The following is a 24,678-nucleotide window of genomic DNA, read 5'->3' as shown; positions in this document are numbered from 1 at the left end:
TGTAAAACATAATCACTCAACTTGACGGTCATTCCGGCAAAATGCGCCTTAATGGGGTCAACTTGCATAGCGTATCGATAATGTAAGTATTTTATCCTTAGCAGCAATAAATAACAGCCACTGAATTTAACAAGTACAGGCAAAACTCATGACGCAATATCAAAAAACTCTTGGCCCTCTTCAGGGCATTGCAATGACAGTAACCACCTTTATCGGAACAGGGCTAATGATCTTACCTGCTATGTCGGTCGCGCAGGCTGGTTCCTTTGCTTTTTATGCTTGGTTAATTACCGCCACCATGATTATCCCCATTGCCTTTATTTTTGCTTTGCTTGGTTCTAAATACCCTTCTGCTGGCGGGGCATCTCATTATATTGGGCGTGCATTTGGTTCACGTTATGAAAAAGCTGTCGGCTGGTTGTTTTTAAGTATCTTATTAGTCGGCCCGGCGGTTGCCATCAAGGTCGCCGCAGCGTACTTAATCATTATATTTAAAGCGCCAGACGAATGGATTCTCGCCTTCAGCCTCGTCACTCTGGCTGGCATGCTGTTCTTTGCCATCGTAGGCATGCAAACTTCGGCTCGCTTTCAAACAGGTGTCGTCATTGTGATGATTGCAACCATTGTATGGCTATGTTTTATTGGCGACATTGCCGATAGCCGCCAAGTAATAGAGGCACCGATAACGAGTTCAGAATGGCAGCAAACTCTATACGCAACAGGCGTTATATTTTGGTGTTTTTTAGGCATTGAAGTCATGGCTCATATGGGCGCTGAGTTTAAAAACCCAACCAGAGATTTCCCAATCGCCTTATTAGGTGGCATCACCATCGTTATTCTTGCCTACCTAAGCTTGGTGCTGCTTATCGCTTGGCACCATACTTATGGCGATGAGGTTACCAATAGCCAGTCTTTAGCGCTTTTAGTAAGTAAACTCATGGGCGAAACCAGTAGCCGGTTCTTTGCAGCCGGTGCTTATATAATCGCCTTCGCTAATGTAGCCATTTACATTCTAGGCTTCTCTCGCATGGTGCAATCCATGGCGCAGCAAGGTGCACTGCCCAAGTCCTTTATCAGACTGAATAAAAATGGCTCGCCAGAAAGAGCCGTCCTGTTGGTGGGTGTTATTACACTATTCTCTATTGTGTTTTCTGAACTATCGGGCTGGAAGATGTCGTGGTTTATTGAAATGACAAACGGTAGTTTTTTGCTAATTTACACACTCACCTGTATTGCCGCATTCAAACTGGTTAATCGAGTCACTCAAATACTGGCCATGCTTGCCCTAATGAGCTGTGGCTTCATGGTACTTTTCATTGGCCAAAGCATACTATTCGCTGTTATCGCTTTTTGTTTGGCCCTCAGCTATGAATCTTTGAAGTCACCAAAAAGCCCAATCAAAGATTCAAAACTTCATGTACAATAACGCCTATTAATATCATCATTAAAACAGCAACGATGATTTCGTTAAGTTAAGCAGGAGAGTTTTTATGCCATTATTAGACAGTTTTCGTGTCGATCACACTCGTATGGACGCGCCAGCAGTTCGCGTTGCTAAGTCTATGTCCACACCTAAGGGTGATGACATCACAGTATTTGATTTACGCTTCTGTGTGCCAAATGAAGAAATTCTTTCAGAGAAAGGCATTCACACACTAGAGCATTTATTTGCTGGTTTTATGCGTGAACACCTAAACAGTGACAATGTAGAGATCATCGACATTTCCCCAATGGGCTGCCGTACGGGTTTCTACATGAGCTTGATCGGCACCCCTTCAGAAGAAGCGGTTGCGGCTTCTTGGAAAGCGGCAATGGAAGATGTATTGAAAGTGAAAGCCAAAGCCGATATTCCAGAGCTGAACGAATATCAGTGCGGCACTTACGAAATGCACTCACTAGAAGAAGCGCAAGAAATCGCGAAAATGATTCTAGACCGTGACGTGAAAGTGAACAGCAACGAAGAACTCTACCTAAGCGAAGAGTTCTTAAAAGAGCACAGCTAAGCGCCTTTCGATGCACCAAAATAAAAAAGGTGGCTATATGCCACCTTTTTTATTGAGTTCAAGAAAGAATATTGACCTTAAGAACGCGTCGCTGTTGCTAAAAAAGCACTCGCTGCAACAAACACACTTCCCATACCACGATTAAGATTTTTCATGCCATTCGGGCTACGAATCAAACGTCGAATTTGCTTACCACTCATCGCATAAACATAAGCCGCGATAAACTCAGTACAGCAAAATGTTAATCCCATCCAGAAAAATTGCATAGGAACAGGCTGACTAAGATCGAGAAGCTGAGGAAAAATTGCCGTAAATAGCAATACCGCTTTAGGATTGCCAATCGCAACCAAAAACTCCTGACGCATTCTCGCAAAATGTCCGCGTTTTGCCTTGGTGCCTATCTCACTTTCATGCTCCTCAAGAACAATGGCAGCACTTCGCCATGTTTTGATACCAACATAAAATAAATAAGCAACACCAAACCACTTAATAACACCAAACCAGAAGGCTGAAGAGACGATGATTGCACCCAATCCTAGCGCAGAAACCAACATCAAAAGACTAAACGCACAGTTTCGACCAACCACAGCAATAACCGCTTTTGTTGCCCCAACCTGAATGCCATTATGCATCGCTGTAAAATTATTGGGACCAGGCCCTAACGAAAGCAACATTAATAACGGCGCGGTTGCCAACCAAACACTGAATGTCATAACAACGGAATCTCTTAATATATACCTGTGGGATGGTGCCATTACACCCTGAAATTGGGCGCCACTGTACAATTAAACAACACACATGTCAGCCTATTTTTTAACCTTTTCGACTATCAAACAATGAATGTATTAAGCGGGTTTAAAATCAAATAGTTAACTCCCTTCATTTAGTAAAGCAAAAGCTTAAATTTATTTTTTTTCCAAAGCCAAACTCACTCAGAAGCTTTTATTTCAACTGTGGAAAAACACCCCCCATCCGTAAAATAGCCATTCCATTACCACTAACCAGAGAGTCACTATGTCTATTTCACATGTTTTTTTATGGGCCACCGCTGCCATTTGGGGTTTTGCCTTTGTCGCCCAGAGCGTAGGCATGGAAAGTCTTGGACCACACAGTTTTAACGCTGTACGTTTTCTATTAGCTACCTTATCGCTTTTACCTCTACTGTTGATCTTTAAAATCAAACAATCCCAGAACAATAGCAAATTGTGGTTAGGTGGCTTAGCTGCGGGAAGTTGTTTGTTTTTAGGCTTTACCTGCCAACAAATAGGCTTGCAATACACTACAGCAGGTAATGCAGGCTTTATCACCAGCATGTACATTGTGTTCGTGCCTATTTTAGGGCTTATGCTGGGTCATAAAACCGAAAGACATACTTGGGTTGGCGTTGGGCTTGCGTTAATTGGACTATACAGTTTGACTGTTGGGCCAAACCTATCTGTCAACAAAGGCGACGCGATAGAACTCCTAGGTACCTTTTTTTGGACAGGACATGTCTTATTGATAAGTTATTTATCTCGATATGTATCGGCTTTACCACTGTCTATCGTACAGTTTTCCGTGGCAACAGTACTAGCCGCACTCACCGCTTTCACATTGGAACCCCCCACAATTGAAGGCATCAAAATGGCCTGGTGGCCGTTAGTTTATGCCGGCGTTGCTTCATCAGGCATTGCCTTCACACTGCAAACATTGGGACAAAAAAATGTTTCCCCCAGCGTAAGCGCACTTATTCTGTCGTCCGAAGCGGTATTTGCCGTATTAGGCGGATGGATATTTATGGAAGAAATTCTTTCAACCCGCGCTTTGGTTGGTTGTGGTTTTATAATGACCGGAATGATTATTAGCCAATGGCCTAGAAAAGCGATCCCTACCAAAGTCGCGGTAAGCTAATCCTCTTGAGCGATATTTAATGGCATGACGCGCTTAACTGGTGTGGTCATTATCATCATGGTGTTGGTATCGCTTAAATCAATTAAACGCTCTAATAATGCATCAAGTTTAGACATAGACTTTACGCCGACTTTAAGTATAAAAGCATAAGGTCCTGTCACGTTATAGCACTCGATGACTTCATCCAGATCCATAATGAGCGCTTTAAATTCTCGCTCTTTGGTGCGATAAACTTGGCACTCCACTAAAGCGGTAATGGGAATACCTACTTTCTCTAAATTAACTTGCGCACTGTAGCCTGTAATGACCCCAGACTCTTCAAGCTTTCTTACTCGCTCTGCGACCGCAGGCGCCGTCAGATGAACCATTTTCCCCAGCTCTGCGTAGGTCAAACGGCCGTTGTCTTCCAGCAGTTTAAGTAACTTCCAATTCGTCTTATCCATTTAGCCTCCATTGTGACGTCATCAGATTTCCATAAAAAAGCCGCGAATAATCGCGGCCTTTTTAATCTAGCTATAAGGTGATTACAAAGACAATGTCTTTTCACCACGAGCAATACCAGAGACACCGGTTCGAACCACTTCAAGCAAATGAGCACCGCCCAATGCCTGCAAGAATCCGTCTAGCTTATCGGATTCACCTACGATTTGAACTGTGTAAATAGAAGGTGTCATATCAACTATGTTGCCACGAAAGATATCAACCGTACGTTTCACTTCAGCGCGTTGAGCACCAGTGGCACGAACTTTCACTAGCATCAATTCACGCTCAATATGTTGACCTTCAGTTAAGTCCACCAGCTTCACCACATCTATCAACTTGTTCAGTTGTTTGGTGATTTGCTCGACAACCTGATCGGAACCAAACGTCGTCAATGTTAAACGCGATAACGTCGGATCATCCGTTGCCGCTACGTTCAACGATTCAATGTTAAAGTTACGCTGAGAGAACAAACCAACTACTCGCGACAAAGCACCCGGCTCGTTTTCCATCAATACAGAAATAATATGTCGCATATTAGGTACGCTCCGTCTTGCTCAAGAACATATCGCGCATCGCGCCACGAGGCACTTGCATTGGATACACATGCTCTTCTGGATCCACGTAACAGTTAATGAAGACCAACTGGTCTGTCATCGCAAACGCTTCTTCCATCTTGGCATCGAGTTCATCTTTAGTTCGAATTTCAACGTATTTATGGCGATAAGCATCCATCAATACTTTAAAGTCTGGCAATGAATCCATGTAAGAGTTTGAGTAACGACCTTCATAGTTCATATCTTGCCACTGACGAACCATGCCTAAATAGCCATTATTCAAGCACAAAATTTTCACTGGCAAACCGTATTGCAAACAGGTAGAAAGCTCTTGAATATTCATTTGAATACTGCCTTCGCCCGTTACACATACAACCGTTTCTTCAGGGAAACTCATCTTCACACCCATCGCAGCAGGCAAACCAAATCCCATTGTTCCTAAACCACCAGAGTTAACCCAACGGTTTGGTTTATCGAATTTGTAATACTGCGCAGCAAACATTTGATGCTGACCTACGTCGGAAGCAACAAAAGCGTCACCTTTAGTGGCACGCCAGCAAGCTTCAATGGCCGCTTGTGGCTTAATTTTATCGCTACTCGTGTCGTAACGACCACCGTGCACTAAACGCCATTCATTAATTTGCTTCCACCAGCCAACAAGTGCTTCGGTGTTTGAGCTTTGACCTTCAACCAAGGACAGCATCTCTTCCAACACTTGGTGAACAGGACCAACGATTGGTACATCCGCTCGGATGGTTTTAGAAATGGCAGCAGGATCAATATCAATATGAATGATTTTCGCGCCCGGACAGAATTTATCAGGGTCATTTGTTACGCGATCATCAAAGCGAGCGCCAACAGCTAAAATCACATCGCTGTGATGCATTGTCATATTCGCTTCGTAAGAACCATGCATTCCCAACATACCGACAAACTGTTTATCTGTTCCTGGGTATCCGCCCAAGCCCATCAAAGTGTTAGTAACAGGGACATTCAACGATTTCGCCAGCTTTACTAGGTAATCAGATGCACCACCCATAATAACACCACCACCTGCATAGATGATGGGACGCTTAGCAGCAAGAAGAAGCTCAACCGCTTTCTTGATTTGACCGCTATGACCTTTCGTTGGTGGGGTATAAGATCGAATAGAAACAGATTCTGGGTATTTATATTCGTATTTATCACCAGGCATGGTCATGTCTTTAGGAACGTCAATCACAACTGGGCCCGGACGTCCTGAGGTCGCAATGTGATACGCCTTTTTCATGATCATCGGAATTTCAGAAGGATGCTTAACTGTGAAGCTGTGCTTCACAATTGGGCGAGACACACCGATCATATCCGTTTCTTGGAACGCATCTTCACCGATCAGATAACTCATTACCTGACCACAGATAATGACCATAGGAATAGAGTCCATATAAGCGGTCGCAATACCCGTTACCGTATTGGTCGCACCCGGACCCGATGTTACGAGAACGGTACCCGCTTTACCTGTAGCACGTGCATAGCCATCGGCCATGTGCGTAGCAGCCTGTTCATGCCTAACCAGAATATGCTTCACATCAGACTGACGATGCAAAGCATCGTAAATATGAAGTGCGGCTCCACCTGGATAACCATAGATATATTCAACTCCCTCATCTTTGAGGAAGCGGGCGATCATTTCACCACCGGATAATAACTCCACCTTGTTACCCTCTATAGTATTTATCTGTCTTTTAGTTTTAGTGCAGTCATTGTAACCGCATACGACAAGCAGATTAAAGTTGATAGAACGAAGTTTGCAAAACTAAATGAAGTAACTTTTAAAAACGAAGAACATTTAAATAAAAGTAGGAACACTCAACGCAATAAATCGCAGTTTTTACACTGCCCGCGTCTTTTCGCGAGGAGAAGTATAGGATAACAATATTGCGTCATTCTATACTTGTGCTTATCAGAAAAAATCTGATTGAGATGAGCTAGTGGCCCATAAAACGGAGTCATCGACAGGGTGTTGTCGAATTATATAGCGCTCCATTCTGTCTTTGTACCTAAGATTTGTCAACACAAAGCACATAAAAACTTGCTCTAGCCCACGCTTCATGGTGTCATAGCCACATAATTTGATTAGGAGTTTTACCATGGCTAATGAGCTGAACCAACAACGTATTATTGACGAATTTCTACGCTGTTTTCGTAAAATGTTGATGGACCCAGAACTCGCTGGTGAGTTAGTCCGAATAGCTAAAGAAAATATCAATCAGCCTAATGCCTACCAGCGCATTGCCGAAGAAGTGTCGAACCAAACAACAATAAAAATCCAAGAAGAGCACACTGAAGCGGATCGCAAGTTCATCAAACTATTGATGGACGTCGTAAAAGGCGATTCACAGCTTTACTAATTTTTTGTTTTACACGCTAGGCTGCTTTCTGGCCTAGCGCCCATGTTTCGGTACCCAATTGCTTCCTTTGATTTTATCCAGCCCTGAAGAGCTAAACCAACTTGCTGATGATATTAAATCATGGGCAATAGAGTTTGGTTTTGCCGAAGCTCGTATCGTCGAGCCAGATCTAGCACAACATAAAGACGACTATAATAAGTGGCTTGATAATGGCTATCAGGCAGGTATGGACTACCTTGCCAACCATGGTGATATGCGTTTTTATCCTGAGCAACTTCACCCAGGAACTCGTCGTGTTATCTCCCTTCGCATGCATTATCTCCCTCAATCGGTCGAAACCGTTGAACGTCTTAAAACCAAAGATAAAGCCTATATTGCTCGTTATGCACTAGGGCGTGATTACCATAAGCTCATTCGTAAACGCTTAACTCAACTGGCCAAAAAAATAGAACAGACTGTCGGTGATCACGGCTACAGAGCTTTTGTCGACAGCGCTCCCATTCTAGAAAGACAAATTGCCGAACAAGCAGGAATGGGTTGGATTGGTAAAAATACACTTTTGCTCACACCTAAAGCGGGCAGTTGGTTTTTACTTGGCGAGATCTTCACCAACCTCCCCCTTCCTGTAGATGCGCCCACCGCGACAAGGCATTGCGGCAGCTGTACGGCCTGTTTGACCCAATGCCCAACGGATGCGTTTGTCGAGCCATGGGTACTGGATGCAGGAAAATGTATTTCCTACCTAACCATCGAACATAAAGGCTCTATACCGGAAGAACTTCGTAGTAAAATGGGCAACCGAATTTTTGGGTGTGACGATTGCCAGCTGGTATGCCCTTGGACCAAGTTTGCCAAATACACAGCGGAAGACGACTTTCAACCAAGACATAGCCTAGACTCAGCGGATCTAGTTGAATTATTTGAGTGGGACGAAGAAACCTTCCTAAAAAATACCGAAGGCTCTCCTATTCGTCGAACAGGCTTTGAAAACTGGCGTCGAAACATTGCCGTAGCACTGGGCAACGCCCCCACCAGCCCAACCACTATTCAGGCTCTAGAAAATGCGCTCCCGCACTCGTCTGAATTAGTGAAAGAGCACATCGTTTGGGCATTAAAACAGCACAACCATTGACAGCTAACGAGAGTAACGCAACAAACCTTCTTGAGCAGTTGATGCAACAAGCTCACCTTTTTGGTTAAAAATTTGTCCACGAACGAACCCTCTCGCGGCACTCGCTGAAGGCGAATCCGCCACATACAGCAGCCATTCATCCAATCTAAATGGACGATGGAACCAAATAGCATGGTCTAAGCTCGCTACGTTCAGATAAGGGCTACCTATCGAAATCCCATGAGGCATCAAGGCCGTTTCAATAAAACCATAATCGGTTGTGTATGCCAGCATAGATTGATGTACCAATGCATCATCAGGCAAAGCCGATACACTACGAATCCACATATGGCGTTTCGCAATACCGGGACGCGGACGAAACGGATTTTGGTTCTCTACAATGCGATATTCTATCGGCCGATCGGCGGTAAATAAATCTCGTACTTTCGATGGAATCTCATCCGCATGCTCTCGATAGAGCGACAACTCAGATTTAAAAGATTCAGGCCCAGGAACATTCGGCATTGCCTCATGATGATCCAGCCCCTCTTCCGTTATATGAAAGGACACTGTCATCGCCAGAATACTTTTACCAAACTGCGACGCGATTACTCGCCTTACACTGAAGCTTCCACCATCTCTAACCACTTCCACGTCGTATTCAATAGGATGGGACGAGTCGCCAGGACGTAAAAAATAGCAATGCAAAGAATGAGGAAATCGACCGTCAACCGTTTGAGTCGCAGCACTCAAACCCTGACCAATAACCTGACCACCAAACAGTTTCGGAAAACCTATGTCTTGGCTGCGCCCAACAAATTGAGTCTCTGAAATTCGCTCTAACTTTAGCAATTCAATTAAATGCTTAACAACCTGACTCACCTCTTTCTCCTACTTTTAACCCAGCGCAATGGTGTCTATTATCGCGCGATTTTATTCATTGGCTGAACCCAAAATATTTATATATTAAAAATAACGTCAGAAATTATACTTAAACCGTCTTAGTACTTTGCTAAATAGACATTTTTTTGCTTCTATGGGCGTATAACTATTGGGGTAATTTTCTTGGCGACGTCCACTTTAATCGATCCATTTGGTCGAAAAATAGACTATTTACGCATATCTGTTACTGACAGATGTGATTTTCGCTGTACCTATTGTATGGATGAAGATGTTACGTTTTTAGCTAGAGACCATATTTTGTCTTTAGAAGAAATTGTACACGTAGCAAAAACCTTCATCGCCATGGGCACGAAACGCATCCGAATTACTGGCGGAGAGCCTTTAGTGCGTAAAAACATTCTTTGGGCCATCGAGCAAATAGCGAATACACCTGGCCTAGAAGAACTGACGATCACAACGAATGGCTCACAGCTTTACAAAATGGCGCAACGCCTGCTGGATGCAGGTGTGTCACGCATCAACATTAGCCTTGATACCCTTAAAGCGGACCGTTTTCACACACTAACTCGCAGAGACAAATTCCAGCAGGTTATCGATGGGATAGAGCTTGCAAGTAAACTGCCTTTCAAGCGCTTAAAGATTAATAGCGTGATGCTGAAAAATCATAATGATGATGAGCTGTTTGACCTTGCCCAATTTGCCTTAGACAGAAAAATGGACATCAGCTTTATCGAAGAAATGCCGCTTGGTATTATCACCGACCATAACCGTGCTGCTACTTATCTATCCAGTGACGACGTCATAGAAACACTGGGTTCTAGGTATGAGCTTACCCCCAGCTTAACGACGACCAGTGGCCCAACACGTTATTATCAAGTGACAGGCTATGAGCACAAGATTGGGGTAATTTCGCCACATAGCCACAATTTCTGCGACACCTGTAACCGAGTGAGATTGACAGCAGAAGGCCGTTTATTACTTTGTCTTGGTAATGAGCACTCAAAAGATTTGAAAAACGTGCTTCGTAGTCCTTCATACTGCTCGACGCCACTAAACTCGAAAGATCACGATGCAACAGCATTAGAAAACGCTATTATTGAGGCCCTCGCCCTCAAACCACATAAACATCATTTTAACCTCGATGAAGCTCCACAAATTCTCCGCTTCATGAGCGCGACTGGAGGCTAAATAAGGATTCCCATGGCTAAAACACCCACACCTTTTCGCCCATTAAATATCAGCGTTTTAACCGTTTCAGATACTCGTTCTATTGCTGAAGACACATCTGGCGATGCGCTTATTGAATTACTGACAAAAGCAGGCCACAAACTCAACGAGAGAAAGCTAGTCAAAGACGATGTGTACCAAATGCGTGCCGTCGTTTCTAACTGGATAGCGGATTCCGACACGCATGTAATTTTAATCACAGGCGGCACAGGATTCTATTCTCGCGACAGTACACCAGAAGCGATGACCCCCTTATTTGATAAAACGATAGAAGGCTTTGGTGAACTATTTAGACAAATTTCTTATACAGAAATTGGCACTTCCACCATTCAATCTCGTGCAATCGCAGGATTGGCGAACCAGACTCTGATCTTTTGTTTACCTGGCTCTACTGGAGCGTGTAAAACGGCATGGAATGGTATTTTAGAAGAGCAGCTTAATGCTTCTCACAGACCCTGTAATTTTGTCAGCATGCTGATTGGACCGTACTCTGAAAACCAGCATGGGGCGTAACCGATGTCCACTTTACTCGCCTTTGAAGATGCTCTAGAAGAGATTACGCGCAGTGCTAAGGTTCTTGTAGGGCAACAAACAATTCCCCTCGTAAGCGCACTTGGCTGCACTTTAGCTGAGGACGTCATTGCTGAAATATCCGTGCCACCTCACGATAACAGTGCGATGGATGGCTACGCACTGTCTACTAAAGATTGGCAGGCCGGTAAACAATTTAGCATCAGCCAACGAATTGCAGCGGGGCAACATCCGCAAACCTTGCTACCTGGAACCTGTGCTCGTATTTTTACCGGTGCAAATATTCCACCTGGTGCAGATACGGTTGTCATGCAGGAAAATGCTCTATTAGTTGGCGATAAAGTCATCTTTAGCGAGCAACCAGCGTTGGCGGACAACATTCGTCCGCTGGGGCAAGATATGCAAGCGGGGCAAACCGTCATGAAAGCTGGCTGTAAGATCACCCCAGTGCACATTGGCCTTCTTTCCAGCCTTGGCATTACCGAAATCTCGGTATACAAGCCACTACAAGTAGGAATACTCACAACAGGGGACGAGCTTATTGCTGCTGGTGAACCTTTAAATTCGGGCCAAATATACAACTCCAATGGCCCAATGCTAAGCGCCCTCGTCACTCAAGCGGGTCATCAAGTAAAGCATTGCATCCACGCGGCAGATACGGCTAACGACACCAGAAACGCACTAGAAACCTTAATGAAATCTTGCGATGTGATTCTTTCCTCTGGCGGTGTTTCTGTCGGTGAAGAAGACCATGTGAAAGGTGTATTAGAACAATTGGGGAAAGTACACTTATGGAAAATAGCCATAAAACCAGGTAAACCGTTAGTACATGCCACATTAGATGGCATTCCATTTCTTGGACTACCAGGCAACCCTAGCTCAACTCTAGTGACCTACCACTGGTTCGCGCGTCTTTTATTATCCATATGTGCAGGGCAAACTGCTGAACGCCCCCAGCCTTATCTTGTGGATGCAGGATTTAACCGTAGCAAAACCATCCAACGAGACGAGTTCTTGCGGGTGTCTATTGGTAAAGATGGACTGGCTTATGCCCATCCACAACAAAGCTCTGGCGCCCTACTTGCCGCTTGTGAGAGCCACGGGTATTTACATGTAAAAGCAAATACTCAAATTGAATATGGTCACTCCTATTCTTTTTACCCTTTCTCTAGCTTCTAACTTTCCCCTTTTCACTTATCTCACCTAAACTAATAAAGGCATGCATAACAATGTGCATGCCATTTCTTCATAAAAAAGGCGAAATCAAAATGAGAGATGTAGAATGGGAAACCTCCCTTTATAACCATCAGCATGAGATGATCAAACGTCTTGATGCCTATAGAAAACGGTCTTCCGGGGCAAATTACAGCAAAGATGAAACCATGGTAATCGAGCATTCATTTCAATTACTGGTTGCCTTCATGATTGATCTTGCTCGGTATGTGTTAGAACATCATTACGAAACAGTAGTGACTTCACGTAAAGAGGTGCTAAACGCATTAATTGCTCATAACGACGTGACTTATGAACAAGCCGAACAAATGCGAACTCTGATTTCATTGAGAGATAAGATTTTACATGATTATCTAGATGAAAATTTCAAAGACTTAGAAGAAGCCATGACACTAAGACGCTACGGGTTAGTCGAAATACTAACTAAAGAGTGGATAACACGCTTATCAAGCTTGCCCTGACAAGCGCTCAAAGCTAACGCTAAATAGATGCGTCTAGAAACGCTTGCCTCAACAAACCACGAAACCAAATGTGGGCGGCATCTCTTTGAAAACGTTCATGCCAAATCATCGAATAATCAAACTCACGCGTTCCAAATGGCAACTCATACACAGCGATCTCAGATACCGTTGCCGCCATATCCTCAGCAAAAAGCTTGGGGACTGTAAGCAATAAATCACTGTCCATCACAACGCGAGCAGCTGGTACGAAGTTCGGCAGATGAACAGAAACATGCCTCTTATGGCCCATTTTCTCAAGCTCTCTATCAACGGCAAAATACTCTCGACGCCCCAACACCACTTGCACATGATCGGCTTGTAGATAGTTGTCTAACGTCAACTCCTGCTGAATACTTGGGTGGTCTTTTCGGGCTAAACAAACCAATCGGTCACTTTTTAAACGCATAGCGCGTATGCTAGGCGGTGGCTCTTTTGATAATACAGCCACGGCAATATCAATGTTTGTTTGATCTAGTTCTAGCACTCTATCTTCGTCCCAAGACTTTACATCAAGAATCGCATTAGGGGCTTGCTGACGAAACAGATCTAAGATCTTTGGAAGAACCGTCAAGGTTCCAAAATCGGTTGTCGAGAGCACAAAACGACGCTTACTAGTTTGAGGGTCGAACTCGCTGGGCTGAATGATATGCTCAAGCCCTTTCAACATATCGGATAATAAGGGTGCTAAATTCTGTGTTTTAGCGGTTGCAGAAAGACCATGTGAGGTTCGAATGAACAAGGGGTCATCAAACATATCTCTTAGTCTAGACAATGAGCGACTGACGGCGGGCTGGGACACATTTAGGCGTGTTGCTGCTTTGGTAACATTCAGCTCTTCAATGAGAACCTGCAACACATACAGCAAATTTAAATCCACATCGGATAATCTAATTTCTGACAAAACAGCACCCCAACTAAGCTTGTTATAATTATAACTAAGAATCATAACAAGCTTTTAGAAAAGACAATAGCTTTCTCGCTAGGAAGTACTAAGCAATAGGGACATAGCGTTTTATCACATAATCCAAAGTAATAATTATACGACTAGATCTCGAATTTCAGCGGATGTCATCCCCAGCAAATATAAAATGCCATCTAATCCAAGGTTGTTCATCGGACAAGGGGCCTTTTCTCTTACTAAAGGTTTTGCATGCAACGCCACACCAAGCGCTGCATGGTTAAGCATCAACAAATCATTCGCACCATCACCGCACGCAATGGTCTGAGACCAATCCGCTTTTTTGGTTTCAACAATCTGGGTTAATAATAGTTTTTTACGCTCAGCATCGACAATATCGCCCAGATGGCGACCGGTTAATACACCTTCCTTAATTTCAAGAACGTTAGCATGAACTTCCGCCATCCCGTAATCGGCTTGGACACGATCGGCGAAATAAGTGAAGCCGCCAGATAAGATAGCAGTATGCCAACCATAGTGATGCAACACCGTCATCAAGGTTGAAATCCCATCCATATGTTGAATACGTTGATAAACACCGTCCATAACCTCGCTGCTAAGGCCTTTTAATAAGGCTAAACGCTGAACAAAGCTTTCAACAAAATCGATTTCACCACGCATAGCACTGGCTGTAACGGCTGCAATTTGTTCCCCGATTCCAGCCTCAACGGCCAACTCGTCCATAACTTCCGCTTTGATCAGAGTTGAATCCATGTCAAATACGGCTACGCTAGGCCGACGGATATCTATCATAGTCGACTGATAAATATGATCTATTCCAGTCTCATTCGATAACGCTAGCAACTCTGTACGAACAACAGCACTATTCGCCACTTCACTAGGCAGAAGAACTTGTGCAACAGCAATGTTATCATCTGCATCTGTTAGCAAACGAATTGCCCCTTGCAAACTACGCGCGTCTAACCAAGCGTTAAATTCATCAAGATATTCAGGGGTCAAAGCCCCTATAAGAGTAATACTGGCAGACATAAAGGCTCCTAATTCGATAAGACGCCTACTATAGCAAATCGTTTTCTTTTCGCTAAGCACCTGTTCTACTTTAAAGAATTCAGAAAATAGTCGTTATGATGTGTATACTTTAATTATTGTTCTATGTGTTACCAAAGGAAATAAATGAACACCCAATCTAAAACCCATGCAATTCGTGCATTTATACGAGAAAAGCTCAGCGCATCTGTCGTCACAATTGCCACTTTTATTTCATTAATGATCCTTACCGTCTGTCTTTTTTGGTATACGATGACGCATGCATTGGGCAACTACTTGTCACAACAAACAGAGGTATTAGGCAGTAGCTTGGCGACTCAAGCCGCCTTTAATGCCACCCAGTCGATATTGAACAATGACCTATTAAGCCTCAATGTTTTGTTAAACCGACTCGTCGTTGACGACAACATATTAAGTGCAAGAGTCTATAACAAGAAAGACGAATTACTTGCAGAAGCCGACAGTAGCAACTCTGGCATGCTATCAGAACCAGATTTCCGTCCAAATGACAAACGCCGAGTGTATAGTTCGAGCATCAAGTTCAGAGATGAAATTGTTGGTCATGTTCTTATCACCCTAGATAAAACCCCCGCCCAAGCGACACTCCAGCACTTAAACAACCTTCTAATCGGTGTCGCTATTTTTACTTGCACCATAGCGTTACTACTGATCATTCTGGTTACAAAATGGCTACTTGCTCCAGTCAATGAAGCAACATCAGCTCTCATTGCTTACAGCAAAGGCAAAAACCCTGTCGATATCCCAACACCATCTTATAAAGAAGCACGAGCACTATTAAAGGCCGTTAAAATTGTACAAGGCATAAAGCCACAAGAATCAATAGTCGAAAAGGCCGAAGAGAAGAAAGAAGAAAAAGTAGCAGAGGTAGCCAAACCTCAATTTGAGATAAACTTTGAGGCTATCTTTGAAGAGTCTAGAAATCGTAGCTGCGTTTTGTATTTCGACATTCTTAATCTTAAAGAATGGCATGAAAACATGACACCATTACAAGTTGCTAATTTACTAACCCCTATTTACAGAGCGATGTTTCAAGCAAGCGAAATATACCTAGGGCAAGTCCATCAGTATAAAAATGATTCAGCAATCGTTCTTTTTAGTGCCCGTCACTGTGAGGACAACCTCTATATTAACGCTGTCTGTACCGCCCAGCTTTTCTTAAGCTTGATGGATAAATTACTAGAAAACGACTTATATGCAGACTGCCCAAAACTCAACTTTCACTTAGGTCTACATCAAGGTAATACTTACATAACCAACATGGTAAAAGAAAATTACTTTGAGCCCGACGATATAGAATCTCTCTTAAACAACATTCATCAACTCAGCCGCTCAGAAAGCGTCAACGCTCTGGTTATTACGGATGATATTTTCACGTTATCTCACATCCAAAACCGCGTATTTACTGGGCTACCAGAAATAATAGAAGATGATGAAAAGGAAATTTTAGCCTATGAAGTTAAAGGACTTTCTGACAAATACAAACAACAGATTCAACAATATGTTGATGAGATAACACAACCTGAGCAGCATCAAGACGCCTAATATCGCAACACGAAAACAAATAAGAAGACCCGCTTTAAGCGAGTCTTTTTATTCGTCTCTTAAGCAAATGCACACCTAATCTTCAAGGCGGATAACATCGTCTAACGCTAAGCCAGCTTTATCCATGATCAATCGTAGCTTACGCAACGCTTCTACCTGAATTTGACGAACACGTTCACGTGTTAGGCCTATCTCAGCGCCTACGTGCTCAAGTGTACTTGCCTCGTGACCTCGTAGTCCGAAACGACGAGTAATCACCTCACACTGCTTCTCACTCAGTTCATTCAGCCATAATTCAATACAATGAATAACATCACCATCTTGACGGTCAGCTTCAGGCCCCTGATGAATAGTGTCGGCTAAAATTTCCACCAAACTCTTATCGTTATTCTCACCACCGAAAGTCGCATCAATCGAACTTACTTTCTCGTTGAGTCCAAGCATTTTCTGCACATCTTCAACCGGGCAATCAAGCATTTCTGCGATTTCTTCAGCTCTTGGCTCATGATCTAACTTTTGAGTTAACTCACGGGCTGCACGCAAATATACATTAAGCTCTTTGACAACGTGGATAGGCAAACGAATGGTTCTGGTTTGATTCATGATGGCACGTTCAATGGTTTGTCGTATCCACCAAGTCGCATAAGTGGAAAAACGAAAACCTCGCTCAGGATCAAACTTCTCAACAGCACGGATTAAACCAAGGTTCCCCTCTTCGATGAGGTCCAATAGAGATAATCCTCTATTTAAGTAACGTCGCGATATTTTAACCACCAAACGCAAGTTACTTTCTATCATGCGCTTACGTGCTTTTTCGTCGCCCTTTAGAGAAAGGCGAGCGAAGTAAACTTCCTCCTCTGCACTCAGCAATGGCGAAAAGCCGATTTCACTCAGATATAACTGAGTAACATCTAAATTGCGGCTAGTGTCAGCCTCTGCATATCGTGCGTTGACTGCCGATTCAAATTCTTCATCTACTAGGTCATCGTTCTCGTCAAACTCATCCATTGACTCGAAATCAAAGTCCTCTGTATTCGAAATTTTAGTTGATTCTTTGTCCATATTTGCCAACTTCATGCCCCCTCCTTAAAACGCCAATTCGCTTAATTTATTTGGGTAAAACATCTAGCGGATCAATCGGCTGGCCATCACGGCGCACTTCAAAGTGAAGCAGTGGTCTATCTTCTCCCTTGCCACCAATAACAGCAAGAGAATCGCCAGCGCGAACATGTTGCTTTTCTTTTACCAAAATCCTTTCGTTATAGGCATAAGCACTAAGGTATACATCATTATGTTTTACTATCACAAGATTTCCGTAACCAATTAGACCGCTACCTGCATAGACAACCGTTCCATCCGCTGCGGCTGTCACTAAGGCTCCTTCTTCTGCTTTTATATCTATACCTTTACTACTAACGCCGCTATTTGAAAACCCCCTAGTGACCTTTCCATCGACTGGCCAGAACCAATCACTGGTAATTTTGCTGTCTTTAGTGTCACTCTTAGGTGATATTACAGGCGTTTTAGTTACTGTCGACGTTGCAGGTTTAGATGGTGTAGTTTTCGTATCTTGTACAATTAAAGGAGTAGAAGATGTTGCTTTTGGATTTGCAGCTACAGCCGATTCTCTACTATTTTCCAAACGTATTTTTTGCTTCGGATAAATAGTATAAGGCGCATCGATACGATTAGCTTTCGCCAATTCTCTATAATCTAAACCGTACCGAAAGGCAATAGAGAACAAGGTTTCACCACTTTGCACGCGATGAATACCCGAAGATGGGATAGAAGAAACACTGGCATTATTCGATGCATAAGAGCGGTTATTTTTATCTGAATAATGCAGCACTTCATATGAGCAACCAGATAAAAAAAGACAAAAAAAAGCCAGCCAACCCGTCAAGCGAGTTAGCGAAAAAAGATCTTGTCTAATCGCTACACTACAAAAAATAACTCGTCACCTTAACTGTCATTAGAGTCCACTATTTACACTTGTATCTTTTTGTAAAAAAATGTAAGAAATGAGAACTACACTCAAAAAACCTATAAAAACAAAGACTACGGGCAGCAAAAAATCCGTTTGCCAATCAAAATTGGCGCTGTTCCAAGGCAAAATCAAATGCTCTTGCATAGGGTATTTTTTATCACCAATCAGCGCCCACTCATCTGTCACTTTCCATGGCCACACTTTTACCAGCGCACCTAGCATAACACCTGTTAAAACAGAGAGAGTCATGGACCTTACATGATTAAGCAAATAACGCAGAATTTTAGAAAAGCTCAACAACCCTACTAGTGCCCCCGCCGCAAAAATGGCAATTACAGCAAGATCGACACTCTTGACAGCGGACAAAATAAATCCATACATCCCCATCATCAGTAGCAAGAAGCTTCCTGAAATCCCAGGCAAAATCATGGCACAAATAGCAATCATGCCAGAGAAAAACACCATTAAAAGGGATGTGTTCAGTTGAGTTGGAACCAATAATGACAAGCTGGCCCCAATCACCACGCCAACCACAAGGCCACCAAAATGCTGGCGAGAGAACCCTTCTATTTGGCTAATTAAAAAGTAAGCAGACGCTAAAATCAGGCCGAAAAAGAAGCTCCACAGGTAGCTAGGATATTCTAATAATAAATGCGTTATTAAACCCGCTAGCAAAAAAATACTGGTCAAGATACCAGCACCCAGTGACAGCAAAAAAGCGCCATCAAAATGCCGCCACAAGGCCTTGAAGTCGCCTTTAAATAACATACTCAAACTGTCCTTATTAACACCACTCAACGCATTAATAAGGCGCTCATACACACCTAAAATAAACGCAATCGTACCCCCAGAAACACCAGGAACAACATCTGCGGCCCCCATCAGCACACCACTTAAATACACTTTCAGCCACTTAGGCATATTCCATTCCTTCCAATAGAGGGACAAAATGCGCAGATTCAGTCCCCAAACACTTCCAACGATCACCCTCTTTTTTCCAACAACCAATCTGCGGGCTAGGATGATCAATCGGCATAATAAGAATTCCGTTTTGCTTTAGGCAATTTGTTAAAGCCAACGGGATTTTGCTCGCCATTGCGGTAATAATAACAGCGTCCATCTCTACTTTATTTGGCCAACCAGCCTGACCATCGCCAAATAAATACTCAACGTTTTTCACCCCCATTGATGACAAGCGTTGTTTCGCTTGCAGATAAAGCGACTCTTGTCGTTCAACGGTATGAACTTTATTGAAAAAATGCGACAAAATTCGAGTCTGATAACCAGACCCCGTCCCTACTTCCAACACACGCCCAAGTCGAGCATGCAACAGCAGCCATTCAGTCATTCTAGCAACTGTCAGTGGCTGGCTAATCGTTTGATTTCGACCAATAGGAAGCGGGGTTGCAGAATAAGCCAAATGAGAAAAAGCAGGCTCCACAAAATCATGGCGAGGTATAGACTCCATCAAAGCCAATAGCTCTTCATGACAAATCCCATGCTCTCTAAGCTGTTGAACCATCCTAGAAGAGCGAGACTCAGAGTTTGATATCAACCAATTAAGATCGTGAAGACTCATAGCGTTATAGTATCAGTCCATATTTTCAGTGGTGATTGAGCTTCATAGCAGGTCATATCGGTGTGAATTGGGGTAATAGAAACGTAGCCATTTTCAATTGCCCAAAAGTCTGTTCCTTCAGACACATCATGAGGTTCAGACAGAGCACCAATCCAATAGCTTGGCAAACCACGCGGGTGCTGCGCAGAAATGGGAGCTTGAGCTTTATGCCGATAGCCTAAACGCGTAACTTGAATACCTTTTAGCTCACTATAGGGTACATCTGGAACATTGATGTTCAACAAAATACCCGCCGATAAAGTAAGCGAAGGAGCGTCTTTTAATAGCTGTAAAACCACCTTTGCTGCCGTCTCAAAATGCTGACTCCCAACCAAGGAAACCGCCAATGCAGGACGACCTAAGTGACGAGCTTCCATGGCCGCAGCAACGGTGCCAGAATAAATCACGTCATCACCTAAGTTAGCGCCATGATTGATTCCCGATACAACTAAATCTACCTCTCCATCAATCATCCCAGACAAAGCCAAATTCACACAATCTGTCGGTGTCCCATCAATGCGAAAGCAATGGGGTCTAACTTCTGTAGGTTGCAGCGGACGAGTCAAAGTCAAAGAGTTACTCGCACCACTGCGGTTACGATCGGGAGCGACGACTAAAACATCGTATTCCTGCTGTAAATGTTGCGCTAATGTTTGTATGCCAACCGCATCAAATCCATCATCATTGGCGATCAATATTCTCATGATATTTCTCAGCTGACTTATCCGTAAAATCAATCATCTCGCGTAATAAACTGGTCGCAAAACACCCTTTCGGTAAAGAAAACTCCACTATCAGTTGCGTATTCCCTTCGCTTTCTCTTAGCAATTCCCACGCCATATTCATAGGCACAAGGCGAGCTAAACGACTGTCTCTGGAAAGGTCAAAAGCAATGAGGGCATCCACCAGCTCCATACTCTCTGACAAAGAACTTTTTATCGCTTTTTCTCTCTGGGCGCCAGTGCCGGCTTCCCAACCTTCACTAATCATAGGTAAAACAGGGCTTATCGTGCCGCGATGAACACTTAGATGCATCAAAGCACCCACTTCTTTTACACGAAATTGCTCATCTTTATGCTGAAACTGAGCGATATCGCCATCGCATAAACGCATCCACATTCCATTTTCAACTTGATCACTTAACGCTTCATTGAAACACCAAGAGCGTACAGCTGATAACCAGAAAGACTCTGTCTTTGAAAGTTTGCGGCGACTTTGCCGCCCTTTTAACACAAAATCCTTACCATAGTGCAAATTATTACCGTTTATACCAAAGCGTTGTGGGCCATAATAATTAGGCACGCCGCTTTGTTTAATAAGATTCAAACGTGCCTCAAGCTCATCCAAGTCGCCATCAACGCCTCGTAATCGTATAACAAAACGATTCGCCAAATGCGTTCCGGTACGCAGCTTTTTGGAATGGCGTAACTGCGCAACGACTCGAACATTTTCAGGCTCACGAAAGGCTTCTTGAATTGTCGACAAATCAGGCTCTTGATTCAAAACATGCAAACAAAACCACTGACGCGTACAAGCATGGCGATCTTTTACGCCGCTGTAAGTCACTTTATTCGGTGCTATTCCAGCAAGCTGGGCTAAGCGCTTGGCAAGAAAGTCGGTATTTACACCTTCCTTTTCAATAAATACAAAGCAAAACTCCCCTTTACCATCGGGCTCAAAGCCTAACTGCTCTTCCACATAAAAATCTTGTACATGGGTTTTCAAATCCCCTGTAACCGTCGGCTTAGACCAAGCGTATCGCCATTCGGTATTCATATTTGATCCTGTTTGACAATGAGAGCAACCGCTTCGACTGCGATCCCCTCTTTACGCCCAGTGAACCCCAACTTTTCCGTTGTTGTGGCTTTTACATTAACCGTGCTTATATCAATCGCCAAATCATCAGCGATATTTGCTCGCATCGCATCAATATACGGTCGCATTTTTGGCGCTTCCGCAATAATCGTTATATCCACATTACCAACACAAAAACCCAGAGCCTGTATTTCTTTATAAGCGCGTTTTAATAAAATTCGACTATCAGCGCCAGAAAACTCAGCGTCTGTATCAGGGAAATGCTTACCTATATCACCCAGCGCAGCCGCTCCAAGCAAAGCGTCTGTTAAAGCGTGTAAAGCGACGTCACCGTCAGAATGAGCGATCAACCCTTGAGAATAAGGAATCGATACTCCGCCCAGTACAACGTGATCACCTTCACCAAATTTATGTACATCAAAACCATGGCCGATACGAAATGGCGTCATGATAGTTACTCCTGTGCGATATATTGCACTGTCAATGTGATTTAGAAAGGTATGAAAACAGCGCTTCTGCGATCAGCAAATCTTCAGGTAAAGTAATTTTAATATTGCTACTCTCACCGATAACAAGATCAGGGTGCCAACCAATAAACTCCATCGCAGAGCATTCATCCGTTACCGAGACACCTTCTAATCGTGCTTTTTCTAATGCGTCTAAAAGGGCTGAAAGAGGAAACTTTTGCGGTGTTTGAGCCAACCAAATAGCACTCCGATCCAACGTTGCGTCCACCAAAGGCCGCTCCGCCAACTGAAGTTTTACCGTATCTTTAGCAGGCATTGCCAAAATAGCTCCGTGTTCAGACTGATGATCCATAATACGATTGAGCGCATCTTGGCTTAATAAAGGTCGCGCCGCATCATGAACCAATACAGCTTGATGCTCATTGATATCAGGCATAGAGAGAAGATGACGCAAACCTTTTTGCACGGTATCGCTGCGCTCTTCACCACCAATAAAGGTTTTTACCAAAGCATGATTATACCACGTTGAATGTGGCCAATAAGCGTCTTCCTGCCCAACACCAACTAGTACACCAGCAATCAATGGATGCGAAATAAACAAGGCTATCGTTCGGTCTAGAATCGTTTCCCCAGCAAGTGATAAATACTGCTTAGGACAATTCGCTTGCATGCGCTGACCAACGCCTGCAGCAGGAATAATCACCCAGAAAGTCTGCGTCATTTTTTGTTTACCATGCGATAAAACACTTCACCATCTTTTATATATTGCAGCTCACTACGAACATGCTCTTCTACAGCCTCTTCGCCTAGGCGTAGATCATTTACCTGCGCTCTAAGCGCTTGATTTCGCTGTTTTAGACGTGAGTTTATACGCTCCTGATAAGCAATCTGTTTTGCCAGCTCTTCTTGTCGCTTAATACCCTGCTCACCAAAGTACAGATGATAAGATTGATAACCCACGGCACAAACGAAGAAAAAAATTAACAAACGCGCCATAACACCCTCAGAAGCCTAAAATACATTCCTATTATCAAAGGAATTGAATCAAAAACAAATAAAAAAAGGGAGAACCAAGTTCTCCCTTTTTTAATCAGGACGAGATTAAGCTTGACCTTTGATCTCAGAAAGACCTTTGTACGGAGCTTTACCGCCTAGTAACTCTTCAATGCGTAACAATTGGTTGTACTTAGCTACACGGTCAGAACGACATAGAGAACCGGTCTTAATTTGACCCGCCGCAGTACCTACTGCAAGATCCGCAATCGTCGCATCTTCCGTCTCACCAGAACGGTGAGAAATAACAGCGGTAAATCCTGCGTCTTTCGCCATCTTAATAGCCGCTAACGTCTCAGTTAAAGAACCGATTTGGTTAAACTTAATCAAGATTGAGTTCGCGATACCGTTATCAATACCACGCTTCAAGATTTTAGTGTTTGTAACAAAAAGATCATCACCCACTAATTGGATTTTATCGCCCATTAATTTAGTCTGATGTGCGAAACCATCCCAATCTGACTCGTCAAGACCGTCTTCGATAGAAACAATCGGATATTGCTTAGTAAGGTCTTGCAAGAAAAAGTTAAACTCTTCTGACGTAAACTTCTTACCTTCACCTTTAAGGTTGTAGATATTTGCCTCTTTGTCATAGAACTCAGATGCAGCACAGTCCATCGCCAAAGTAATGTCTTTACCTAGCTCGTAGCCTGCAGCGGCAACCGCTTCTTTGATAACAGCCAATGCTTCAGCATTAGATGACAAATCAGGAGCAAAACCACCTTCATCACCAACCGCAGTACTTAAACCACGATCGCTCAATACTTTTTTCAATGCATGAAAAATTTCAGCACCGTAACGTAACGCTTCGCGGAAATTCGGTGCACCAACGGGTTGAATCATGAATTCTTGAATATCAACGTTGTTGTCTGCGTGCTCACCACCATTAATGATGTTCATCATAGGTACAGGCATCGAGTAAACACCTGGCGTACCGTTTAGATCTGCAATGTGAGCATAAAGAGGCACTTTCTTTGAAGCCGCTGCTGCTTTGGCTGCTGCCAAAGAAACGGCCAAGATAGCATTTGCACCAAAAGTAGATTTGTTTTCTGTACCATCAAGATCAATCATAATCTGATCTAGTTCTGCTTGAGCAAGGGCATCTTTGCCGATCAAAGCGTCACGAATAGGACCATTTGCCGCTGCAACCGCCTTCAACACACCTTTGCCTAGATAGCGACTTTTATCACCATCACGCAATTCTAATGCTTCACGAGAACCGGTAGAGGCACCAGAAGGTGCACACGCTGAACCTACGGAGCCATCTGCCAAAATAACATCGGCTTCAACAGTAGGATTACCACGAGAGTCTAAAACCTCTCTGGCTTTAATATCAACGATTTGACTCATAACAAACCTCTTAAAATAAATGAAAAATCACAAA

At 43.4% G+C, this 24,678-nt stretch carries 27 protein-coding genes; 10 read left to right on the top strand and 17 right to left on the bottom strand.

Annotated elements, in window-relative coordinates; genetic code table 11:
- The first annotated feature begins 148 nt into the window (after nucleotides 1-148).
- Both yjeH and luxS read left to right on the top strand, forming a co-directional pair.
- Nucleotides 149-1,426: an L-methionine/branched-chain amino acid transporter gene (gene yjeH, locus DFP75_RS16925; protein WP_110577230.1), complete on the top strand. Its 1,278-nt coding sequence runs from the start codon at nucleotides 149-151 to the stop codon at nucleotides 1,424-1,426.
- 64 nt (nucleotides 1,427-1,490) lie between these two features.
- On the top strand, nucleotides 1,491-2,003 hold the full coding sequence (gene luxS, locus DFP75_RS16920) for an S-ribosylhomocysteine lyase (RefSeq protein ID WP_110577229.1): 513 nt from the start codon (nucleotides 1,491-1,493) through the stop codon (nucleotides 2,001-2,003).
- A 77-nt stretch (nucleotides 2,004-2,080) separates the two neighbouring features.
- Here luxS and DFP75_RS16915 read toward each other — a convergent pair whose 3' ends face one another.
- On the bottom strand, nucleotides 2,081-2,716 hold the full coding sequence (locus DFP75_RS16915; protein ID WP_110577228.1) for a LysE family translocator: 636 nt from the start codon (nucleotides 2,714-2,716) through the stop codon (nucleotides 2,081-2,083).
- Nucleotides 2,717-3,017: 301 nt separating this feature from the next.
- On the opposite strand from DFP75_RS16915, the gene DFP75_RS16910 reads away from it, so the two are divergent.
- The gene (locus tag DFP75_RS16910) at nucleotides 3,018-3,893 is read left to right on the top strand and encodes a DMT family transporter (protein ID WP_110577227.1); all 876 of its coding nucleotides are present in this window, start codon (nucleotides 3,018-3,020) and stop codon (nucleotides 3,891-3,893) included.
- Here the strand turns inward: DFP75_RS16910 and DFP75_RS16905 are convergent.
- The 3 genes from DFP75_RS16905 to DFP75_RS16895 form a co-directional block, all read right to left on the bottom strand.
- A complete protein-coding gene (locus tag DFP75_RS16905; RefSeq protein WP_110577226.1) occupies nucleotides 3,890-4,336 on the bottom strand; it encodes an Lrp/AsnC family transcriptional regulator in 447 nt (148 codons plus the stop codon). The genes DFP75_RS16910 and DFP75_RS16905 overlap by 4 nt on opposite strands.
- Before the next feature lie 81 nt (nucleotides 4,337-4,417).
- Nucleotides 4,418-4,909: an acetolactate synthase small subunit gene (gene ilvN / locus DFP75_RS16900; protein ID WP_110577225.1), complete on the bottom strand. Its 492-nt coding sequence runs from the start codon at nucleotides 4,907-4,909 to the stop codon at nucleotides 4,418-4,420.
- A gap of 1 nt (nucleotide 4,910) precedes the next feature.
- On the bottom strand, nucleotides 4,911-6,623 hold the full coding sequence (locus DFP75_RS16895; RefSeq protein ID WP_110577224.1) for an acetolactate synthase 3 large subunit: 1,713 nt from the start codon (nucleotides 6,621-6,623) through the stop codon (nucleotides 4,911-4,913).
- Between the two features lie 436 nt (nucleotides 6,624-7,059).
- Between DFP75_RS16895 and DFP75_RS16890 the strand changes: the two genes are divergently transcribed.
- Together DFP75_RS16890 and queG are read left to right on the top strand one after the other, a co-directional pair.
- On the top strand, nucleotides 7,060-7,320 hold the full coding sequence (locus DFP75_RS16890) for a hypothetical protein (protein WP_110577223.1): 261 nt from the start codon (nucleotides 7,060-7,062) through the stop codon (nucleotides 7,318-7,320).
- Nucleotides 7,321-7,378: 58 nt separating this feature from the next.
- A complete protein-coding gene (gene queG, locus DFP75_RS16885) occupies nucleotides 7,379-8,452 on the top strand; it encodes a tRNA epoxyqueuosine(34) reductase QueG (protein ID WP_110577222.1) in 1,074 nt (357 codons plus the stop codon).
- A gap of 3 nt (nucleotides 8,453-8,455) precedes the next feature.
- Here queG and DFP75_RS16880 read toward each other — a convergent pair whose 3' ends face one another.
- On the bottom strand, nucleotides 8,456-9,313 hold the full coding sequence (locus DFP75_RS16880; protein ID WP_110577221.1) for an acyl-CoA thioesterase: 858 nt from the start codon (nucleotides 9,311-9,313) through the stop codon (nucleotides 8,456-8,458).
- Nucleotides 9,314-9,496: 183 nt separating this feature from the next.
- Between DFP75_RS16880 and moaA the strand changes: the two genes are divergently transcribed.
- From moaA to DFP75_RS16860, 4 genes are all read left to right on the top strand, one after another.
- On the top strand, nucleotides 9,497-10,522 hold the full coding sequence (gene moaA / locus DFP75_RS16875) for a GTP 3',8-cyclase MoaA (protein ID WP_110577220.1): 1,026 nt from the start codon (nucleotides 9,497-9,499) through the stop codon (nucleotides 10,520-10,522).
- A gap of 12 nt (nucleotides 10,523-10,534) precedes the next feature.
- Nucleotides 10,535-11,074 (top strand): molybdenum cofactor biosynthesis protein B, encoded by a 540-nt coding sequence (gene moaB / locus DFP75_RS16870; protein WP_110577219.1) that lies wholly within the window; start codon nucleotides 10,535-10,537, stop codon nucleotides 11,072-11,074.
- 3 nt (nucleotides 11,075-11,077) lie between these two features.
- Nucleotides 11,078-12,271 (top strand): molybdopterin molybdotransferase MoeA, encoded by a 1,194-nt coding sequence (locus tag DFP75_RS16865; RefSeq protein ID WP_110577218.1) that lies wholly within the window; start codon nucleotides 11,078-11,080, stop codon nucleotides 12,269-12,271.
- Nucleotides 12,272-12,360: 89 nt separating this feature from the next.
- Nucleotides 12,361-12,786, top strand: a complete 426-nt coding sequence (locus DFP75_RS16860) for a HepT-like ribonuclease domain-containing protein (protein WP_110577244.1) — start codon at nucleotides 12,361-12,363, stop codon at nucleotides 12,784-12,786.
- Between the two features lie 19 nt (nucleotides 12,787-12,805).
- Here the strand turns inward: DFP75_RS16860 and DFP75_RS16855 are convergent, their stop codons facing one another.
- Nucleotides 12,806-13,726 carry a LysR family transcriptional regulator gene (locus tag DFP75_RS16855; RefSeq protein WP_245927086.1) on the bottom strand — a complete coding sequence of 307 codons (921 nt, stop codon included), beginning with the start codon at nucleotides 13,724-13,726 and terminating at the stop codon, nucleotides 12,806-12,808.
- A 135-nt stretch (nucleotides 13,727-13,861) separates the two neighbouring features.
- On the bottom strand, nucleotides 13,862-14,773 hold the full coding sequence (serB, locus tag DFP75_RS16850; RefSeq protein WP_110577216.1) for a phosphoserine phosphatase SerB: 912 nt from the start codon (nucleotides 14,771-14,773) through the stop codon (nucleotides 13,862-13,864).
- Between the two features lie 144 nt (nucleotides 14,774-14,917).
- Between serB and DFP75_RS16845 the strand changes: the two genes are divergently transcribed.
- Nucleotides 14,918-16,354, top strand: a complete 1,437-nt coding sequence (locus DFP75_RS16845) for an AhpA/YtjB family protein (RefSeq protein ID WP_110577215.1) — start codon at nucleotides 14,918-14,920, stop codon at nucleotides 16,352-16,354.
- 75 nt (nucleotides 16,355-16,429) lie between these two features.
- On the opposite strand, the gene rpoS is transcribed toward DFP75_RS16845, so the two are convergent.
- From rpoS to eno, 10 genes are all read right to left on the bottom strand, one after another.
- Nucleotides 16,430-17,431, bottom strand: coding sequence for an RNA polymerase sigma factor RpoS (rpoS, locus tag DFP75_RS16840; protein WP_110577214.1), 1,002 nt, complete (start codon nucleotides 17,429-17,431; stop codon nucleotides 16,430-16,432).
- 31 nt (nucleotides 17,432-17,462) lie between these two features.
- Nucleotides 17,463-18,257, bottom strand: coding sequence for a peptidoglycan DD-metalloendopeptidase family protein (locus tag DFP75_RS16835; RefSeq protein WP_245927085.1), 795 nt, complete (start codon nucleotides 18,255-18,257; stop codon nucleotides 17,463-17,465).
- A gap of 69 nt (nucleotides 18,258-18,326) precedes the next feature.
- On the bottom strand, nucleotides 18,327-19,262 hold the full coding sequence (locus tag DFP75_RS16830) for a DUF368 domain-containing protein (protein WP_110577213.1): 936 nt from the start codon (nucleotides 19,260-19,262) through the stop codon (nucleotides 18,327-18,329).
- Nucleotides 19,255-19,920 carry a protein-L-isoaspartate(D-aspartate) O-methyltransferase gene (locus DFP75_RS16825; RefSeq protein ID WP_110577212.1) on the bottom strand — a complete coding sequence of 222 codons (666 nt, stop codon included), beginning with the start codon at nucleotides 19,918-19,920 and terminating at the stop codon, nucleotides 19,255-19,257. Before DFP75_RS16825 ends, DFP75_RS16830 begins: the two co-directional genes overlap by 8 nt.
- Nucleotides 19,917-20,663 carry a 5'/3'-nucleotidase SurE gene (gene surE, locus DFP75_RS16820; RefSeq protein ID WP_110577211.1) on the bottom strand — a complete coding sequence of 249 codons (747 nt, stop codon included), beginning with the start codon at nucleotides 20,661-20,663 and terminating at the stop codon, nucleotides 19,917-19,919. Before surE ends, DFP75_RS16825 begins: the two co-directional genes overlap by 4 nt.
- Nucleotides 20,641-21,735 carry a tRNA pseudouridine(13) synthase TruD gene (truD, locus tag DFP75_RS16815; protein WP_110577210.1) on the bottom strand — a complete coding sequence of 365 codons (1,095 nt, stop codon included), beginning with the start codon at nucleotides 21,733-21,735 and terminating at the stop codon, nucleotides 20,641-20,643. Before truD ends, surE begins: the two co-directional genes overlap by 23 nt.
- Nucleotides 21,732-22,223, bottom strand: a complete 492-nt coding sequence (gene ispF, locus DFP75_RS16810) for a 2-C-methyl-D-erythritol 2,4-cyclodiphosphate synthase (protein ID WP_110577209.1) — start codon at nucleotides 22,221-22,223, stop codon at nucleotides 21,732-21,734. Before ispF ends, truD begins: the two co-directional genes overlap by 4 nt.
- Nucleotides 22,224-22,254: 31 nt before the next feature.
- Entirely contained in the window at nucleotides 22,255-22,962 is a 708-nt protein-coding gene (ispD, locus tag DFP75_RS16805; RefSeq protein ID WP_110577208.1) for a 2-C-methyl-D-erythritol 4-phosphate cytidylyltransferase, read from the bottom strand.
- Entirely contained in the window at nucleotides 22,959-23,237 is a 279-nt protein-coding gene (locus tag DFP75_RS16800; protein WP_110577207.1) for a septum formation initiator family protein, read from the bottom strand. Before DFP75_RS16800 ends, ispD begins: the two co-directional genes overlap by 4 nt.
- A 105-nt stretch (nucleotides 23,238-23,342) precedes the next feature.
- Entirely contained in the window at nucleotides 23,343-24,644 is a 1,302-nt protein-coding gene (eno, locus tag DFP75_RS16795; RefSeq protein ID WP_110577206.1) for a phosphopyruvate hydratase, read from the bottom strand.
- Nucleotides 24,645-24,678: the final 34 nt, after the last annotated feature.

Origin of the sequence: Marinomonas alcarazii (genome assembly GCF_003208215.1) — a bacterium.
GTDB classification, from domain to species: domain Bacteria; phylum Pseudomonadota; class Gammaproteobacteria; order Pseudomonadales; family Marinomonadaceae; genus Marinomonas; species Marinomonas alcarazii.
The sequence above is the reverse complement of the archived record's forward strand: the minus strand, read 5'-3'. Positions and strand labels throughout refer to the sequence as shown.

What these genes read in the sequence shown, in the direction of transcription:
- yjeH (WP_110577230.1), top strand. Translation starts at nt 149, where the DNA reads ATGACGCAATATCAAAAAACTCTTGGCCCTCTTCAGGGCATTGCAATG.
- luxS (WP_110577229.1), top strand. Translation starts at nt 1,491, where the DNA reads ATGCCATTATTAGACAGTTTTCGTGTCGATCACACTCGTATGGACGCG.
- DFP75_RS16915 (WP_110577228.1), bottom strand. Translation starts at nt 2,716, where the DNA reads ATGACATTCAGTGTTTGGTTGGCAACCGCGCCGTTATTAATGTTGCTT.
- DFP75_RS16910 (WP_110577227.1), top strand. Translation starts at nt 3,018, where the DNA reads ATGTCTATTTCACATGTTTTTTTATGGGCCACCGCTGCCATTTGGGGT.
- DFP75_RS16905 (WP_110577226.1), bottom strand. Translation starts at nt 4,336, where the DNA reads ATGGATAAGACGAATTGGAAGTTACTTAAACTGCTGGAAGACAACGGC.
- ilvN (WP_110577225.1), bottom strand. Translation starts at nt 4,909, where the DNA reads ATGCGACATATTATTTCTGTATTGATGGAAAACGAGCCGGGTGCTTTG.
- DFP75_RS16890 (WP_110577223.1), top strand. Translation starts at nt 7,060, where the DNA reads ATGGCTAATGAGCTGAACCAACAACGTATTATTGACGAATTTCTACGC.
- moaB (WP_110577219.1), top strand. Translation starts at nt 10,535, where the DNA reads ATGGCTAAAACACCCACACCTTTTCGCCCATTAAATATCAGCGTTTTA.
- DFP75_RS16865 (WP_110577218.1), top strand. Translation starts at nt 11,078, where the DNA reads ATGTCCACTTTACTCGCCTTTGAAGATGCTCTAGAAGAGATTACGCGC.
- DFP75_RS16860 (WP_110577244.1), top strand. Translation starts at nt 12,361, where the DNA reads ATGAGAGATGTAGAATGGGAAACCTCCCTTTATAACCATCAGCATGAG.
- serB (WP_110577216.1), bottom strand. Translation starts at nt 14,773, where the DNA reads ATGTCTGCCAGTATTACTCTTATAGGGGCTTTGACCCCTGAATATCTT.
- DFP75_RS16845 (WP_110577215.1), top strand. Translation starts at nt 14,918, where the DNA reads ATGAACACCCAATCTAAAACCCATGCAATTCGTGCATTTATACGAGAA.
- rpoS (WP_110577214.1), bottom strand. Translation starts at nt 17,431, where the DNA reads ATGAAGTTGGCAAATATGGACAAAGAATCAACTAAAATTTCGAATACA.
- DFP75_RS16830 (WP_110577213.1), bottom strand. Translation starts at nt 19,262, where the DNA reads ATGCCTAAGTGGCTGAAAGTGTATTTAAGTGGTGTGCTGATGGGGGCC.
- DFP75_RS16825 (WP_110577212.1), bottom strand. Translation starts at nt 19,920, where the DNA reads ATGAGTCTTCACGATCTTAATTGGTTGATATCAAACTCTGAGTCTCGC.
- surE (WP_110577211.1), bottom strand. Translation starts at nt 20,663, where the DNA reads ATGAGAATATTGATCGCCAATGATGATGGATTTGATGCGGTTGGCATA.
- truD (WP_110577210.1), bottom strand. Translation starts at nt 21,735, where the DNA reads ATGAATACCGAATGGCGATACGCTTGGTCTAAGCCGACGGTTACAGGG.
- ispF (WP_110577209.1), bottom strand. Translation starts at nt 22,223, where the DNA reads ATGACGCCATTTCGTATCGGCCATGGTTTTGATGTACATAAATTTGGT.
- ispD (WP_110577208.1), bottom strand. Translation starts at nt 22,962, where the DNA reads ATGACGCAGACTTTCTGGGTGATTATTCCTGCTGCAGGCGTTGGTCAG.
- DFP75_RS16800 (WP_110577207.1), bottom strand. Translation starts at nt 23,237, where the DNA reads ATGGCGCGTTTGTTAATTTTTTTCTTCGTTTGTGCCGTGGGTTATCAA.
- eno (WP_110577206.1), bottom strand. Translation starts at nt 24,644, where the DNA reads ATGAGTCAAATCGTTGATATTAAAGCCAGAGAGGTTTTAGACTCTCGT.